This is a genomic window from Candidatus Edwardsbacteria bacterium (assembly GCA_031082425.1).
Taxonomy (GTDB): domain Bacteria; phylum Edwardsbacteria; class AC1; order AC1; family EtOH8; genus UBA2226.
In genome coordinates this window covers 156645-171523 of sequence record JAVHLB010000001.1, presented here as the reverse complement: position 1 = coordinate 171523, position 14879 = coordinate 156645, and the positions used below count along the sequence as shown (strand labels likewise).

The 14879-nt window shown below is 56.6% G+C and carries 15 protein-coding genes and 1 pseudogene; 1 reads left to right on the top strand and 15 read right to left on the bottom strand.

Features of this window, described 5'->3' with window-relative positions; translation table 11 throughout:
- Nucleotides 1-23 precede the first annotated feature (23 nt).
- The 14 genes from tolB to RDU76_00780 form a co-directional block, all read right to left on the bottom strand.
- Nucleotides 24-1319: a Tol-Pal system beta propeller repeat protein TolB gene (tolB, locus tag RDU76_00845; protein ID MDQ7797474.1), complete on the bottom strand. Its 1296-nt coding sequence runs from the start codon at nt 1317-1319 to the stop codon at nt 24-26.
- Nucleotides 1320-1329: 10 nt separating this feature from the next.
- Entirely contained in the window at nt 1330-2355 is a 1026-nt protein-coding gene (locus tag RDU76_00840; protein MDQ7797473.1) for an ATPase, read from the bottom strand.
- A 49-nt stretch (nt 2356-2404) separates the two neighbouring features.
- Nucleotides 2405-3028, bottom strand: coding sequence for a TonB family protein (locus RDU76_00835; protein ID MDQ7797472.1), 624 nt, complete (start codon nt 3026-3028; stop codon nt 2405-2407).
- Nucleotides 3025-3432: a biopolymer transporter ExbD gene (locus RDU76_00830; GenBank protein ID MDQ7797471.1), complete on the bottom strand. Its 408-nt coding sequence runs from the start codon at nt 3430-3432 to the stop codon at nt 3025-3027. The genes RDU76_00835 and RDU76_00830 overlap by 4 nt, the downstream gene beginning before the upstream one ends.
- A gap of 4 nt (nt 3433-3436) precedes the next feature.
- The gene (locus RDU76_00825; GenBank protein ID MDQ7797470.1) at nt 3437-4120 is read right to left on the bottom strand and encodes a MotA/TolQ/ExbB proton channel family protein; all 684 of its coding nucleotides are present in this window, start codon (nt 4118-4120) and stop codon (nt 3437-3439) included.
- A gap of 28 nt (nt 4121-4148) precedes the next feature.
- Nucleotides 4149-4574, bottom strand: a complete 426-nt coding sequence (locus RDU76_00820; GenBank protein MDQ7797469.1) for a hypothetical protein — start codon at nt 4572-4574, stop codon at nt 4149-4151.
- Between the two features lie 14 nt (nt 4575-4588).
- Nucleotides 4589-5482, bottom strand: a complete 894-nt coding sequence (locus tag RDU76_00815) for a phosphoribosylaminoimidazolesuccinocarboxamide synthase (GenBank protein ID MDQ7797468.1) — start codon at nt 5480-5482, stop codon at nt 4589-4591.
- A gap of 79 nt (nt 5483-5561) precedes the next feature.
- Nucleotides 5562-6743 carry a tetratricopeptide repeat protein gene (locus RDU76_00810; protein ID MDQ7797467.1) on the bottom strand — a complete coding sequence of 394 codons (1182 nt, stop codon included), beginning with the start codon at nt 6741-6743 and terminating at the stop codon, nt 5562-5564.
- A 38-nt stretch (nt 6744-6781) separates the two neighbouring features.
- Nucleotides 6782-7279 carry a 5-(carboxyamino)imidazole ribonucleotide mutase gene (gene purE / locus RDU76_00805; protein ID MDQ7797466.1) on the bottom strand — a complete coding sequence of 166 codons (498 nt, stop codon included), beginning with the start codon at nt 7277-7279 and terminating at the stop codon, nt 6782-6784.
- A 61-nt stretch (nt 7280-7340) separates the two neighbouring features.
- Nucleotides 7341-7808 carry a transcription elongation factor GreA gene (greA, locus tag RDU76_00800; protein MDQ7797465.1) on the bottom strand — a complete coding sequence of 156 codons (468 nt, stop codon included), beginning with the start codon at nt 7806-7808 and terminating at the stop codon, nt 7341-7343.
- 162 nt (nt 7809-7970) lie between these two features.
- Nucleotides 7971-9065, bottom strand: a complete 1095-nt coding sequence (locus RDU76_00795; GenBank protein MDQ7797464.1) for a DUF362 domain-containing protein — start codon at nt 9063-9065, stop codon at nt 7971-7973.
- A 7-nt stretch (nt 9066-9072) separates the two neighbouring features.
- The gene (locus RDU76_00790; GenBank protein ID MDQ7797463.1) at nt 9073-10329 is read right to left on the bottom strand and encodes a cation:proton antiporter; all 1257 of its coding nucleotides are present in this window, start codon (nt 10327-10329) and stop codon (nt 9073-9075) included.
- A 92-nt stretch (nt 10330-10421) separates the two neighbouring features.
- Nucleotides 10422-11882, bottom strand: a complete 1461-nt coding sequence (locus RDU76_00785) for a DUF3667 domain-containing protein (protein MDQ7797462.1) — start codon at nt 11880-11882, stop codon at nt 10422-10424.
- A gap of 324 nt (nt 11883-12206) precedes the next feature.
- The gene (locus RDU76_00780; protein MDQ7797461.1) at nt 12207-12977 is read right to left on the bottom strand and encodes a tRNA 2-thiocytidine biosynthesis TtcA family protein; all 771 of its coding nucleotides are present in this window, start codon (nt 12975-12977) and stop codon (nt 12207-12209) included.
- A gap of 219 nt (nt 12978-13196) precedes the next feature.
- On the opposite strand from RDU76_00780, the gene RDU76_00775 reads away from it, so the two are divergent.
- Nucleotides 13197-14408, top strand: coding sequence for a DUF401 family protein (locus RDU76_00775; protein ID MDQ7797460.1), 1212 nt, complete (start codon nt 13197-13199; stop codon nt 14406-14408).
- A 150-nt stretch (nt 14409-14558) separates the two neighbouring features.
- On the opposite strand, the pseudogene RDU76_00770 reads toward RDU76_00775, so the two are convergent.
- A pseudogene (locus RDU76_00770) lies at nt 14559-14666 on the bottom strand (hypothetical protein).
- Nucleotides 14667-14879 lie beyond the last annotated feature (213 nt).

Genomic DNA, 14879 nt, shown 5'->3' with positions numbered 1-14879 from the left:
TATATTAACATGGTCCAGTTTGTTCAGGGGGTTGGCGGGAAGGGGCTCCAGGCCGGCATCAATGCCCCGCTAAGGTTGGTGACGGCCTTCTGGCCGGAGCCATCCCAGTGCATCAGCCACAGCTGGCTGCTGCCGGTGCGGCTGGAGGAGAAGGCCAGGTGCAGGCCGTCGGGCGACCAGGAGGGATCCTCGTTGTCCCCCTCGTAGGTCAGCTGGGTGTAGCCGTCGCCGGTGACATTCATGGCGCAGACCTGGAACAGCCCGTTGATGCGGGAGACGAAGGCGATCTTGTCGCCCTTGGGCGACCACACCGGGGAGGTATTGTAATTTCCCTGATAGGTCAGGCGACGGATGTTGGAGCCGTCGGCGTCCATCAAATAGATCTGGGGGCTGCCCGGCCGGTCGGAGGTGAACACCAGCTCCCGTCCGTTGGGGGACCAGCCCGGCGAACAGTCGATGGCCCAGCTGTTGGTCAGCCGCTGCAGCGACCGGCTGTCCAGGGTATAAAGATATATCTCGGCATTGCCGTCCCGGGAGAGGGTCAGGGCCATTTTTTTCCCGTCGGGAGACCAGGCCGGGGAGGTGTTCAGCCCCTCGACCTGGGAGATGGCCTGAAGCTTCCAGGCCCTCATGTCCAGCGAGTATATCTCGGTCCGGTTGCGCTGAAAGGAGATGAAGGCCAGTTTCGACCCGTCCGGGGACCAATCGGGCGAGAGGTTGATGGTGTTCAGGGCGGTCAGTTTCTGCAGGTTATGGCCGTCGTAGTCCAGCACGGCCAGCTCCTTGTTCTGGCCGTGCTTCTGGCAGAAGGCTATCCTGGTGGAGGCCACGCCGTTCTCCCCGGTAAGGGTTTTTATTATCTCGTCGCAGAGCCGGTGGACCTGGCCCCGGGATTGATCAACCACAATCTCCTTGGTGAAGATATCGCGCCCCACACCCAGGTCATAGATCCGGACCTTCAGGTGATCCTGCTTTTTGTCGCTGCGCAGCTCGGGGATCAACAGCATCTTGGCCCCCAGCAGCTGCCAGGCCCCGGCCTGGACCTGTCCTTTCCTGAAGCCGTATCCCGGATCGCTGTCAGGTGATTCTATCAGCTGGAAGTACAGCGAGAAAGCCAGGTCGTCCGACAGCACAGCGATGAGCGCTTTAACTTTGGCGACCGCCTCCGGGGGGTTCTTGCCCCGGGGCTGGACGGGAGCGATTGCCAGCTCTATGGGCCGCCTTTCCGAGGTGGAAAGTTTAAGGTATACATCGGTCTGGGCGGAGGCTGCAGAGAACAAAAATATATTGCACAGGATCAACACAAAATATTTTTTCAACGAAAATCCTCTATGCCAGTTTAATATTCGTTATGCCGAGGTTGGTGAATAGTCTTTCAATTTTATCGTAATGTAGCTTGTTTTCCAGGGCATTCCTCTTAAAAGCCGCTTCCCTGGTAAGAATATTTTCCCGAACCATTATGGAAAAGAAATCGGTCTTTTCGGTGAAACCGAGTGTTTTCATATACATATAGTCCTTGAGGTGTCCTATCTGACAGTCGAAGCGCCAGGTGGAACCTATATCTTTTGGTGAGTCCCAGTCCAATTCACTTTTTATCCGGCGGATCACAGTTTCTTCTTCCCAGGGCATATAATGGAAAAGATCGATTCTCTCGATATCACCAGCCAAAAGGCGGGAAGCCGGCGCATACTGATTGGCAAAAAGATATCCCTTGATGGTGATGGGCAGAAATTCCGGTTTTAAATAAGCCAAATTCTTAAAAGATTCCCGGCACAATCCGAATATGTTCTGAAGATAGGTCTTTTCAAGTCCGGCTTTATGTGAAACGCCCAACAATTCCTTTTTGAATGAAGTGTATTCGTAAGGGTTTCCGCCGTTGACAATGCAGTGAATATTATTCTTTTTCGCGATATTTAGTATCTCCGGCCAAATGATCTTGCAGCCGATACAGATGGCAGGAACCATGGCCGGCGAAGGATTGTTGAACCAAGCCAAAATATTGTTTTTAAGGATCCTTTTATGTATATTTCCCGACAGATGGAATTGAAAGAAATCGACCCCCAGAATATCCACCATCCGCTCGATATTCCTTTTGGCCTGTTCGTCGGTAAAGGGGTTGGCGTAATTGACCGCCAAAACATTTAATTTGAAATCCTTAGCCAGGCTCAACAGGGTGTAAGCGCTGTCCCGTCCGCCGCTGATATTCACCAGGCAATCATATTTGCCATGCTTGCTTTTAAGCTTATTGAAAAGAGCCGATAGTTGTTCTTCTCCTTTGAATACGATCTTTTCATGATCGGCGCAATAGCGGCAAACGCCGGACTCGTTCAGCGGAACCACTTGTGATGCCGGCATTATGCAGGTGCTGCAAAATCTCATAAAATACAATTAGCTAATAGAGGCCTCATTTCACATACTCAAATTCAAAATGCACGCCCAGCACCGACAGCTTCATCTCCTGGGGGAAGGGCGGGAAGTTCTTGGCCTGATAGACCGCCCGGATGGCGGCCTGGTCGAACAGGGCGTCGCCGGAGGATTTCTCCAGGCTGGCCTCCAGCAGGTTTCCCTGGCGGTCGATCTTGAAATAGATGGTGGCCCGGATCACCTGCTGGCCGCCCTGGTAGGGGTTGCGCCAATGCTGGCTGATCTTGGTCAATATCAGGCCCAGGTAATATGACCCCTCCGGGGAAACCCCTTCGGCGGCCAGCACCTTCATGCCCTGGGGAAGGTTCGGCACCAGCGGGCCGCCGGCCGATCTTTGCTTTTTATCCGGGGTCTTGGCTTTGGGCTGCGGCTTGGCCTTTGACACGGCTGGCTCTTTTTTGACCGAGGGCTTGGCCTCCGGGATCGGAGCGCTCTCCATGTCCTGGCCATCGCTTCCCGATACCTGGGGCAGGGCCACCAGGTTGACCTTGTATACCGCCGGATAGGAGGACCGGGATGCCAGGTTCAGGACCCTGGCAAAAAAAATCACTGTCAGAAACAACAGCAGATGAAAGGACAACGATATGGAGAACTCCCGTTTCATTTGCTGGCTTTGGGTTCGGTGACCAGGCCCAGGTTGTTGACCTTCAGGTCCTTCAACTGTCCGATGATCTCCACCACCAGTCCGTAGGGCACCGATTTGTCGGCCTTGAGGTAGACCGGCCGGGCGGCATTTTTGGCCAGCAGTCCCTTGACCACCTGGGAGAAGGCCTTGCCGGACACCGGCTGGTCGTTGATCAGTATCTTGCTGCCGGATGTCAGGACGATGGTCAATCCTTCTTCGATCTGCGGCTTGGAGGAGTCGGCCTTGGGCAAAGCCACATCCACCCCGGAGCGCATCATGGGGGCGGTGATCATGAAGATGATCAGCAGGGTCATGCAGACATCCACCAGGTTGGTGACGTTGATGGAATCCATGGGCGGGATGTGGAAACGCTCCCGTCTCATGGGTCTACCTGCCTCCGAACACCGAATGGACCCTCAGGTCGCCCAGGAACTCCGAGGACAGATTCTCCATCTGGCCGGCCATGTGGCGGATGCGGCTGTTGTAGGCATTGAAGGCGATGGAGGCCGGGATGGCCACCACCAGCCCGGCGATGGTGGTCACCAGGGCCTCGGCGATGCCGGGGGCCACCACCTGGATGCTGGTGGAGCCGAAATGTTTGATGTCCACAAAGGCCACCATGATGCCCCAGACCGTGCCCAGCAGCCCGATCAGCGGAGCAACGTTGGCGATGGTGGCCAGCGTGATCAGCCGCCGGCTGATGGCCTCCACCTGATCGCCGATGGCCCGGTCCATGGCGGCCTGGATGTTGGGCAGCACCTCCAGCGGGAAGGACAGCTTCTGCCCGCCGGACAGGCGCTGGGCCTCGGCCAGCCCCTCGGCCAGGATCAGGAACAGGGGCGAAGCGGGGTGGGATGAGGCAAAGGCGTCGTCAAAGGTTTTGCGCTGCTTGAACTTTTCCATGAATATTCTATTGGCCCTGGCGATATTGTTCAGGGAGCGCCGTTTATAGATTATCACCGTCCAGGAAAAGACGGAGACCAGCAGCAGGCCGATCATGATGATGCCGGTGAAGATGTCGTAGCCGAAGATCATCCCCAAAGTACTGCCGCGCTGAAAAATCTGAAGCATAGTGGTTCCTAATTATTATAAAAAATATTCAATCCGGAAGCTTGAAACGCGGTTCTTTCCATTGGGCCAGGTATCGGGAATAGGTTTCCTGCAGCACGGGATCGGGGGGCTGTATCTCCATCCGGCGGACCCGGTCCTCGAAATGTTTGCCGATCAGACCCATGGGCAGGGTGATGATCCCGAAGAGGAACAGCTGCCCCATGGCGGTGATGAAAGAGAGTCCGCTTATCACCAGATAGGCCAGGACCGCCAGCAGCAGCAGCGACATGGCGATGTAGTATATAGCCAGCTGCATGCTGAGGTTGATGACCTCCCGGACCAGCTGCAGGTCGCGGCTGGTCCGGATGATGCCCCTGGTCTGCTGGATCATGCCTCGGCTCTTGGCGATGTTGTAAAGATGCATCAGGGCGGCAATTATTACGGCAGACCAGGCCGGGATCCGGTAATATTCCATGGTTCCCTCCAAGATCAGATGGTCGGTTTTATTCCGGTCAGGATATCCAAAGCTTCGAGGTATTTTTGGCTGGTCTTTGCGATGACCTCTTGGGGCAGCTCCGGGCCCGGCGCCTGCTTGTTCCAGTCCAGGGTGCTCAGGTAATCCCTGACGAACTGCTTGTCGAAGCTGGGCTGCGACAAGCCCGCCTGATATCCGGCCAGAGGCCAGAAGCGGGAGGAGTCGGGGGTCAGCGCCTCGTCTATCAGGATCAGCACCTCGTCAAAATCCCCCATCTCGAACTTGGTGTCGGCGATGATGATGCCCTTCTCCTCGCCGATCTTGCGGGCGGCGGTGTAGATCTCCAATGAAAGTTTTTTTACTTTCTCTGCTTTTTCTTTGCCTAATATCTGAGCCATTTTATCAAAACTGATATTCTCGTCGTGGCTGCCGATCTCGGCCTTGGTGGAGGGGGTGAATAGGGGCTGGTCCAGCCGGCTGGATTCCACCAATCCTTTTGGGAGTTCTATTCCGCAGACCTGGCCGGTCTTCTGGTAATCCTTCAGCCCAGAGCCGGTCAGGTATCCCCGGACGATGCACTCCACCGGCAGGGGCCGGGCCTTTTTGACCAGCATGGAGCGGCCCTCCAGGTCGTCCTGGTACTTATGACATTGGGCCGGGAAATCAGCCACCTCGGTGCTTATCAAATGGTTGGGCATAAGGGAGGACATTTTTTGGAACCAGAATTTGGAGATCTGGGTCAGCACATAGCCCTTGTAGGGGATGGCGTTGGGCAGGACCACGTCGAAGGCCGAGATGCGGTCGGTGGCCACTATCAGCAGATGCTGGCCCAGGTCGTAGATGTCGCGCACCTTGCCCTGGGATACCTTTTTAAGTTCCGGGAAATCGGTCTGGGTGATGGTCTTCATGAATTCGGAGGCTCTCTTTTATTTAAGGTTAAGGTTTGAATACTATTGTCCGGCAGGATGTTTTTCAGATCTCGGGCACTTATTCCAGAAGCAGCATTGCCTTTGCCGCCAGTTCGTCATCGCCGATCTCCCGGGCGGCGGCCAGGGCCAAGTTGGCCGCTTCCCGGGCCTGAACGGCCGCGCCTTTTTTAAGATACATCTCCGCCAGTCCCAGGTAATCCGCCGCCAGGTCGTTTTGAAATCCCTGTTCCAGGTCTACGGCAATGGCCTGCTTGAAATACTTCTCCGAATTTTCATAATCGCCCAATTGGGCAAAAACATTCCCCAGTCCGCTGCAGGCCCCTTCGATGCTTTCCGGGTCGTCCGTTTGGCTGGAGATGGACAGCTGGCGCTCGAAGCACTGGCGGGCCTCGGGATATCTGCCCGATTCGGACAGCGCCAACCCCATGTTTCCCAGGGCCTGCTGGATCCCCATGGCGTACCCAAGTTTTTGCGACAGCTCCAGTTTTTCCCGGTAGCATTCCAGGGCCCGATCATATTCTCCGCGGCGGTTGTGGATGTTGCCGATGTTTCCCACCGCCACGCTGATGTTGGCCAGGTCGCCGTACTTGTAGGCCAAGGCAAGCTGCTTTCGGTAATACTCCAGGGCCAGGTCGTAGTCTTCCAGGAAAAAGTGGGCGTTACCTATGCTTCCCAGCAGGATGGTGGAAAAGGTGTTGTCATCCTGCCGCTGGGAGATCTCCATGCAGCGGTCGAGGCATTTCAGAGCCTGCTCATGTTTGCCGTTGATCATGTGGATCTGGCTCAGATTCCCCAGTCCGCTCATCTGATGTTTGGTGTCGGCGATCTTTTCTGACCGGGCTATCAGGTCGGTAAAACATTCTTCCGCTTTGGGAATATCTCCGGAAAAACGGTAAGCCAAACCGACCTCGTTCAAAGCCTGATTGATGCCGTATTGATCGCCCAATTCCCGGTAGGTTTCCATGGCCCGGTTAAGAGGCTCAAGAAAATCGCTGTTCCTCCCCATGTACCGGAGCAGCCGGATCCGTTTTATTTCGGAATCGGCCTCCTGTTTTTTGGCTCCGGCTTTCCGGGCGAAGTCGTAATTGTCATCAAGTGTCGCCAGCGATCCCTGCCAATCGCCCACCAGGTCCAGCACTTCGGCCCGATGCAGGTGAACGGCGTAGGGGTAATAACTTTCGCCGGCCTGCAGCCATAGATTTTTTATGCCATAGCGGGGATGGTGATCTTGATCGGACATGGTCAGCCCCTGAGGATTTATTCCCGAAGCGGCGTCTTTCAGTTGTATTTCTTTTCGGCCTCGGCCGATTTCCGTTCCACCTCCTGGCGCATCCCGGCCCGCATATCCTCAAGTTTCCGGGCGATGTCGGGGTATTTGATGGACAGTATCTGGGCCGCCAGGATGGCGGCGTTCTTGGCCCCGTCGATGGCCACGGTGGCCACCGGGATGCCGGAGGGCATCTGGACCGTGGCATAAAGGGAGTCCACCCCGGCCAGGGCGCCGGACTTCAGCGGGACGCCGATCACCGGCAGTGTGGTGTGGGCGGCCGCCGCACCGGCCAGGTGGGCGGCCAGCCCGGCCCCGGCGATGATGCACTCGAAACCATTGCCGCGGGCGCTTTTGGTAAACTCGGCCACTTTATCGGGAACCCGGTGGGCGGAGAGGATCATCACCTGGGGCTTTATTCCGAATTCCTTCAGGGTCTCGATGGCTTTTTCCATCACCGGAAGATCGCTGTCGGAGCCCATCAGGACCGCCACCTTGATATCGGGCATATTGCTCCTTTGTTGTTGCGGTTAATTTATGGCAATGGTTCAAGGCCTGATAGATCAGACCCTAGATGATAGATATTATCTTGTATTTGATGGTGCCGGCCGGCACCTGTATCTCCGCCACCTCGCCGACCTTTTTGCCCAGCAGGCCCTTGCCGATGGGGCTTTCCACCGAGATCTTGCCCTGGTCGAAATCGCCCTCATGCTGCCCCACCAGGATGTAGGTCTCCTGCGAGCCGTCGCCCAGGTCCTTGACCTTGACGGTCTTGCCGAAGACCACCACCCCCTTGGCCAGCTTGCTCTGGTCGATCACCTCGGCATTGGTCAGGTCGGTCTGCAGCTGACGGATCTTCCGCTCGATCATGCCCTGTTTTTCCTTGGCGGCATGGTATTCGGAATTCTCCGAAAGGTCGCCCAGGCTGCGGGCATGGGCCAGGGCGGCCGAGACATTGGGCCGGTCCACCGACACCAGTTTTTCCAGCTCGGTCTTCATTTTGGCCAGGCCCTCTTTGGTGGTCACCACTCTGGACATAAGTATGCTTCCGTAGGTTTTTAAGGTTTTGTTCAGGGCATTGCCCTATAATTCATACCCCCCTGAGGATGATTTTCAGGGGGATGTTTGAGAACAGATAGCAAGTTCATTATATATTTTAAGGGGAAGCTTGTCAAGCTTATAAAGAAGCCTTCAGCCCGCTTACCTCTCGGGGTAACTGCCGAAAAGCCGGCCCCAGGGCGTATTCTTCAGCCATCGGCGGTAGAGCCTGCTGTCCAGCAGCGGCCAGCGCAGGTAGTCATGATAGATCTCCGAGGCCAGGATGAACAGATGAACCAGCGGGGTGCGGAAAAAGATGTTCTGCATGCCCTTTAAGGGGCCGAACCAGATCATATCACCACCCACCCGGCGCACCAGGTTCTTGCCCACCTTGAAATTCCAGTTCTCCCCGGAGATGTCGTCGCCCGCCAGATCCAGCTCCTCCGGCCGGCCGCAGCCCAGCCCCTGTTCGTGGGCCAGCCGGATGTATTCTATCTTCATGGGGTCGAAGCCCATCATTTTGGCCGATACGGCGTCGATGGCCACCTGGTCGGCCGAGGCCAGCATATAATCCCTGATCACCGGGTGCATGGTGCGGGGGCCCGGCCCGTTGCCGGCGGTGGTCCCATCCATCACCGCGAAAAGGCCGGGGTGGATCTCCCTCTGGATGGCCAGCAGGTCCACCAGCACCTGGTGGATCCAGGAATGGGCGTAGTGCCGCCGGGTGTTCAGCAGTCCGCCGAAGGCGTTCTTGATGGCCCCGGTGGTGGTGGTGTAGATGTGGCATTTCATGGTCGGCAGGTGGACGATGTTTTTGCCGGAGAAATAGTCCGGGACCAGTATCCCTTCGGGAAATATCTTGTCCAGAGCCAGCATCCTGGCCCGGGGCGCATAGGGCACCCATTTCATGTCCCCCGCCCTGAAATTGTACAGCACCGGAACCCGGCGCTTTCTCAGGACGGGCAGGTAGCGGTTGAGGTCCTCGCCCTTGAAGGCGTCGGTGACCACGGTCTTGTTCTGCACGCAGCAGATATCCTTATACCCGGCGTCCTGCAGGGTCTTGATGACACCCTCCAGCTGCCAGGGGGTGGTGTTGGCCGCCGGGAAGGGATAATGCCAGGAGATGTTGTCCTTGATGATGGTGGCGTTTTGGGGATCCAGGCTTTCCCGGAAACCGGCCAGTTCCATCAGCCGGGCGATATCATTCAGAATACTATCCGGCTTGACCTTCAGTACCGCTACCTTGGATCGCAGCATTTTTCTCTCAGTTTCCTTCCGATTGGGTGAGCGGCGGATTGTTTTTGCTTAATGTGTCCAGGCCTTCAGTTTCCTCGGTCCCCTGGCTGCCGCTGTGCATCAGGCCGGCCATCATTATCAAACTGGAGACCAGGATCACGAAGAACAGCACCCCCTCCCCGAACCTTTTCAGCACGAACTGCTGGGGGATGCTGTAATACAGAATGATGGTGATCAGCCCGCGGGGGGCGATGAACAGCTCGGGAAACAGGCTGACCCGGGCGATGTACTTGAGGTGAAAATAACGGACGGTGAAGATCATGACCATGATCAGGCTGCCCAGCAGAATGATCTCCCGGTTGAGCAGATAGGCCAGGTGGATGGAGTAGCCGAAAAGCACGAAGAAGAAGGTCCGGATGACGAAGGCCGATTCCGAGGTGATCAGCTTGAGCTGCCGGAGTTCGTAATTGAGCTTATAGGGGTTGAGATACCGCTTGATGGGGCCCTGGACGATCAGATTGACGTTGCTGAGGGTCAGGCCGAAGACCAGTATCAGCAGCAGGGACGAAAGGCGGAACAGCTCTCCCAGAGAATACACCAGGAACAGGATGGAGAGCAGCAGGAAGAACTTATTGTGCCCGGAGATCTTGTCTATGAACAGCAGCAGCAGCAGCGAGCAGACCGCCGATATCAGCGTGATGACCGTCAGGTTGCCGGCGAAGGAAAACAGGGAGGAGGCCGACCACAGGCTTTTCTGGATGGCGAAATTGAAGATCATGATGCCGATGATATCCGAGAAGGTGGCCTCGTAAACCATGAACTCCTTTTTATCGGGGCCCAGGTTGCAGACCGAGGGGATCACTATGGCGCTGCTGATGACGGCCAGGGGGACCGCGTTGACGAAGCAGCTCTGGAAGGGGGCGTTCAGCACCAGCTTGATCACCAGGGCTATCAGCAGCGAGGAGGCCAGGAAAACCAGCACCGCCGAAGCCAGCGATTTTTTTATCACCGGCAGCTTGGCCCGGGTCAGGCTCAGCTCCAGGGTGGCCTCCAGCACGATCAGTATCACTCCGATGATGCCGAACAGCTCCAGGTACATCCGGGAGTTGAGAAAGGCTATGTTCAGGTGGCTGCCGACAAAGCGCAGGACTATCCCCACCGTCAGCAGCAGCAGCACCGAGGGAATGCGCGATCTTCGGGCCAGGATGTCGAACAGGTAGGACATTATCACCAGAAGGCTCAGGGAGATGATCACCGAATATGAAAGCAATCCCGGATGATCCATAATTAACCTAGATAATTGTAAACGGCGTATTGTTCAAGGGGAATTATCTTATATATCCGGGCCGAAGTCAATCCAAATTGAACCAGGATATTTTACAGAACCAGCCATGACAGCAATATCATAGCGATGAATACGGTGAATATCGCCCCGTAGGAGATGGAGAGGAGGTTCAGCTTGATAAAGGTGGGCCAGAAACCCTGCCGGTAGAACCTTTTCAGGCTTAGGTACAGGTATAGGGGAATGGTCATGATCAGCAGGCTCAGCCACTGGCTGAGCACCGGGATGTGGAGAAAACGGGTGGCGGTGACGACCAGAATGGTCAGAAAAACGAAGGCGTGGAAATGAATGGAGAATATCAGGTGCTGCATGTAATAGCGGCCGGAACGGATGTAGAGGAGTTTCAGCAGCAGGGCAAACAGCGGCATCAGCAGGAACATGCCCTGGGCGAACCGCTCGATCAACGTTTCCACGAACAGTTCGGGATCCTTGGTCCCGCGGCGGTAGCCCTCCTCGACCAATCTGGTGAAGCGGTGGTCGAAGCTTAGGGTATCCCCCGGGGCGGCGGCAGGGTCCTGCCCGGCCAATGGCCCGGGGGCCTCATCCCCGGCTTTGATCTCGATCTTCGTTTCGGGCTCCCCGGACAGCTCTTCCAGGTGGGAGCGTTTGCTGGTCATGGCCAGCAGCAGGAACAGCACGAAGCTGATGATCACATAGGTCCTCAAGGGGGGGACATAGCGCATTCTTTTGCCGGCCACGTAGTCGGCGGTCAGGAAGCCGGGCCTGATGATCAGCGGCACCAGGGTGTGGACAAAGCGCGAGTCGATCCGCAGTTCGTCCCATAAAAATTCGTGCAGCAGCTCCCTGAAGGGGACGTTGATGTCGGTGTTCTTCTGTCCGCAGTCATGGCAGTATTTGCCGTGCAACAATGCCCCGCAGTTGAGGCAGTTCTCCGGCAGGGCCTGACGGATGGCCGCCCGGCGGGGAACGAAGAACCCGGTGGCCCCCTTGTAGTTCAGATATTCCTCGCCCAATTGCAGCTCCAGGCCCTTTTCCTCGATCCGGCACAGCAGGCAGAAGGCGGGGATCCACAGCAGGGAGAACAGCGCCAGGAAAGGGGAATTGAGCATCAATGCAACCACCAGGGGGAGGGCCATCTTGCCCAGGGCCTGGGGATGGCGGATCCTTTGGTAGATCCCCCGGGCCGGGGCCCGGCGGTCCTTTAGGGCGATGCTCTCCGGCCCGGCGTCGATCATCCCCCTGATCCAGATGACGGCGGCGGGAAGGCCGATGATGGCGGCGGCGGCCAGGGAGAACCAGCGGTCCCATAAAAATTCGGCAGGGATGAATTTGAAGGCCGGGAAGGCCTTGTACAGCAGATAGCTGAAGAAATGCAGCACCAAAGCCGCCACCGACAGGACCCGGAAAATTACGGACCGCAGGTCGGTCCGGCTTTCCTGGGCCAGGGCCCGAATGGACCCGGCGACACTGCGGTATCCGAAGAACAGATACAGCCCGGCGGACAGGAACATTGTTATGACGATAATCCACGACATATATGATCCATAAATTATTGTTTTGCCAGATCCTCGGCCTTGGAGAAATGCATCCCAGCCCATGCTGTCCCGCAGGGCCTGCCCGATCGTTTCGACAGCTGCAGGCGGTTATTGACATCAAATGACCATCCCATTCATTCAGGAAGCCGAGACCAAAGACCAACCGGAACGCAGATATCCGCTGATGGCTGCCGATTCACGCTGATATTTGAAAATAATCTGCGTTTATCAGCGTCCCGTTATGATCCTCCGTCCTTCCCTGAACCAAGGGGATAATCATATGACATTACCAAAAGCACCAGGCCCGGTATCGGCCCTTTTGTCCTATTTGCGATTGTTTTGGATCATCGGCAGATATTCCAGTTTGGGATTGGAGATGGCCTTCAATATGTTCTCTTTTACCGGAGAGCCGCCGGACTGCAGGCGGGTCAGCATTCGGCGGATCACCAGCCGCCGGGAGCCCTTTGTGCCGGGACAGGAGAAGGTCTTTATTCGGCCGAATCTTTGAAAGGAATATTTTACGATCTCCTCCTTCCAAACGTAGGCCAGCGGCCGGATGATATGCATCTTGCCTTTTAAGATCGGCTGTCTGGGCAGGATGGCGGCCAGTTTTCCGGAGTACATGATATTCAGCAGAGCGGTCTCCACCAGGTCGTCGGCGTTGTGTCCCAAAGCGATCTTGTTGCAGCCCTGCTCCTCGGCCAGATCGAACAGCGATCTCCGGCGGGCCAGGGAGCATTTGAAGCAGTCGTTATAAATATCATCGCTGAGCGGGGAGGAAGAGGCAACAAAGGGGACCTCCAGCCCGGAGCAGATCTTCTCCAGTTTTTTTGCCGGGGCGATGGGCTTTCCCTGGAACTCTCCCGGCACGTGCCCGGCGATGATGGATATTCCCAGGCTGCGGCCCAGTTTTTTATGCTGCTGGGACAGGATGTCCAGCATCACCAGGCTGTCGCTGCCCCCGGAAAGGCCTATCAGTATCCGGTCGCCCCGCTCTATCTGGCAAAAATCCTTTTCGGCCCGGATGGCCCGGGGATAGATCCTCCCCCAGTTGTCAGGCTTGGGCGGGGTCTGTCTTGTCTTATGATGGTTCATTGAAAAAGTATATTTTACCGGCCGGGGAATGTCAAGGAAATAGTGCGAGCAATGCCGGCAAGTGAACATCATTATTTCATTAAAGGCAGTTTAACGGCGCCATGGATTCCTGCTTTCGCAGGAATGACAGGAAAAAGATCAATAACCTCCGAGTATAAAAATCATTGACCTGGCGGAGGGATTAAAGTAAAATGGTGTCAATGATTTTATGATGACCCGATGCTGATAATCTTAAAAATATTGCTGATATTTGCCCTGATAGTATTCCTGCTGTGGCGCAGATGGCCCTTGGGCCCGGTGATGCTCCTGGCTTCGCTGTCCCTGGGCCTTTTATTCACCGTATCGCCGGGAGATATGTGGCGGAGCGCCCTGCGGGCGGCCCTGGATTTTGAGACCACCATATACCTGGTCATCGTCCTCTACCTGATAGCCATCCTGGAGAACCTGCTGCGGACCGGCGGCCTGCTGGCCAGGATGGTCGGCGCTTTGAAGGTGCTGTTCCGCGACCACCGGCTGGTGGCCTCCTTCATGCCGGCCTTCATCGGATTCCTGCCCTCGGCCGGGGGGGCCATGTTCTCCGCCCCGCTGGTGAGGGAGGCCACTCAGCATATGGAGCTGTCGCCCGGCCGGAAGACCTTCATCAACTACTGGTACCGCCATATCTGGGAGGCGGTGTTCCCGCTGTATCCCGGTCTGCTGCTGGCGGCGGTGCTGGCCGGACGTCCGGTGGCCGACCTGATATACAAACAATGGCCCTATGCCGCCGGCGCCATCGTCATCGGCTGGCTGGTGGGATGGCGCGGGGTGAAAAGGGACCGGTGGGACCAGGCGGCCGATTACAAAAGGGCCTGGAGGGACGTCCTGCTGACCATGTCCCCGGTGCTGTTCGTGATAGTATCGGTGCTGGCCTTCAAGTTCGACCTGGCGCTGATGACCGCCCTGGCGGTGGCGGGCCTGGCCCTGGGGTTGAGATACCAGATGAGAAAGATCCCCGGCCTGCTGTGGGATTCCTTCAAACCGATGACCCTGCTGCTGATCGTCGGGGTGATGGTCTTCAAGGGGATGCTGGAGACCAGCGGGGCCATAGCGGCCCTGCCGGGGATCCTGTTGGGCGGCGGGGTGCCCACGGTGGTCATAATATCCCTCCTGCCGTTCCTGGTGGGCCTGCTGACCGGGATCAGCCAGGGCTATGTGGCGGTGGCCTTTCCCCTGCTGCTGGGAATATTCGGGTCTCCCACGGGGTCGCTCAACTGGTATGTCCTGGCCTTTGTGGCCGGGCTGGGCGGGGTGCTGGTCTCCCCCAGCCATCTGTGCCTGGCTTTGACCCGGGAGTATTTTAAGGCCAACTGGGGCCAGGTGTATCGCTATCTGATGCCGGCCTCGGCCGGGATCGTCCTGCTGGGGTTCCTGTTATATTATTTGTGGCGGTGAGGTAAGCCAAAATTTCCGCGGGTGATGACCGACCAATTAGGCAATGTTATCTGGCGGCAGGATTATTACGCCTTCGGCGGAGACTACAACACAACAGCCACGGGCAATACGCACAAGTTCACCGGGCATGTACAGGATGCCGCAACAGGTCAGTATGTGCGGCGTGATATAGATCACCAGTTCGCTCTCCTCGGCGGTGCTGGAGGTCCTGGAGAACAAAGTCCCCAGGAAGGGGATATCGCCCAGGAGGGGGATCTTCTCCTAGCCGTTGGTCGAACTCTTCTGGATCAGCCCCCCGATGACGCCGACTGTCCCCTGCCATTAACGCGGGGTATATATTGGCGGACAGACCATAACCCGGCCGATCATTTTGGCAGGTAAAATGATCGCTTTGAATGATAAAAGAACACCCAAGACATAGAACATATGGAATGCAAATTATCAACCGCCTTTCGGCGGTTTTTTATTTTA

Excerpts from the sequence above, each read along its gene's own strand:
- RDU76_00840 (MDQ7797473.1), bottom strand. The coding sequence starts at position 2,355 with ATGCCGGCATCACAAGTGGTTCCGCTGAACGAGTCCGGCGTTTGCCGC.
- RDU76_00795 (MDQ7797464.1), bottom strand. The coding sequence starts at position 9,065 with ATGCTGCGATCCAAGGTAGCGGTACTGAAGGTCAAGCCGGATAGTATT.
- purE (MDQ7797466.1), bottom strand. The coding sequence starts at position 7,279 with ATGCCCGATATCAAGGTGGCGGTCCTGATGGGCTCCGACAGCGATCTT.
- RDU76_00790 (MDQ7797463.1), bottom strand. The coding sequence starts at position 10,329 with ATGGATCATCCGGGATTGCTTTCATATTCGGTGATCATCTCCCTGAGC.
- RDU76_00785 (MDQ7797462.1), bottom strand. The coding sequence starts at position 11,882 with ATGTCGTGGATTATCGTCATAACAATGTTCCTGTCCGCCGGGCTGTAT.
- RDU76_00780 (MDQ7797461.1), bottom strand. The coding sequence starts at position 12,977 with ATGAACCATCATAAGACAAGACAGACCCCGCCCAAGCCTGACAACTGG.
- RDU76_00835 (MDQ7797472.1), bottom strand. The coding sequence starts at position 3,028 with ATGAAACGGGAGTTCTCCATATCGTTGTCCTTTCATCTGCTGTTGTTT.
- RDU76_00820 (MDQ7797469.1), bottom strand. The coding sequence starts at position 4,574 with ATGGAATATTACCGGATCCCGGCCTGGTCTGCCGTAATAATTGCCGCC.
- RDU76_00775 (MDQ7797460.1), top strand. The coding sequence starts at position 13,197 with ATGCTGATAATCTTAAAAATATTGCTGATATTTGCCCTGATAGTATTC.
- greA (MDQ7797465.1), bottom strand. The coding sequence starts at position 7,808 with ATGTCCAGAGTGGTGACCACCAAAGAGGGCCTGGCCAAAATGAAGACC.
- RDU76_00815 (MDQ7797468.1), bottom strand. The coding sequence starts at position 5,482 with ATGAAGACCATCACCCAGACCGATTTCCCGGAACTTAAAAAGGTATCC.
- RDU76_00810 (MDQ7797467.1), bottom strand. The coding sequence starts at position 6,743 with ATGTCCGATCAAGATCACCATCCCCGCTATGGCATAAAAAATCTATGG.
- RDU76_00825 (MDQ7797470.1), bottom strand. The coding sequence starts at position 4,120 with ATGCTTCAGATTTTTCAGCGCGGCAGTACTTTGGGGATGATCTTCGGC.
- RDU76_00830 (MDQ7797471.1), bottom strand. The coding sequence starts at position 3,432 with ATGAGACGGGAGCGTTTCCACATCCCGCCCATGGATTCCATCAACGTC.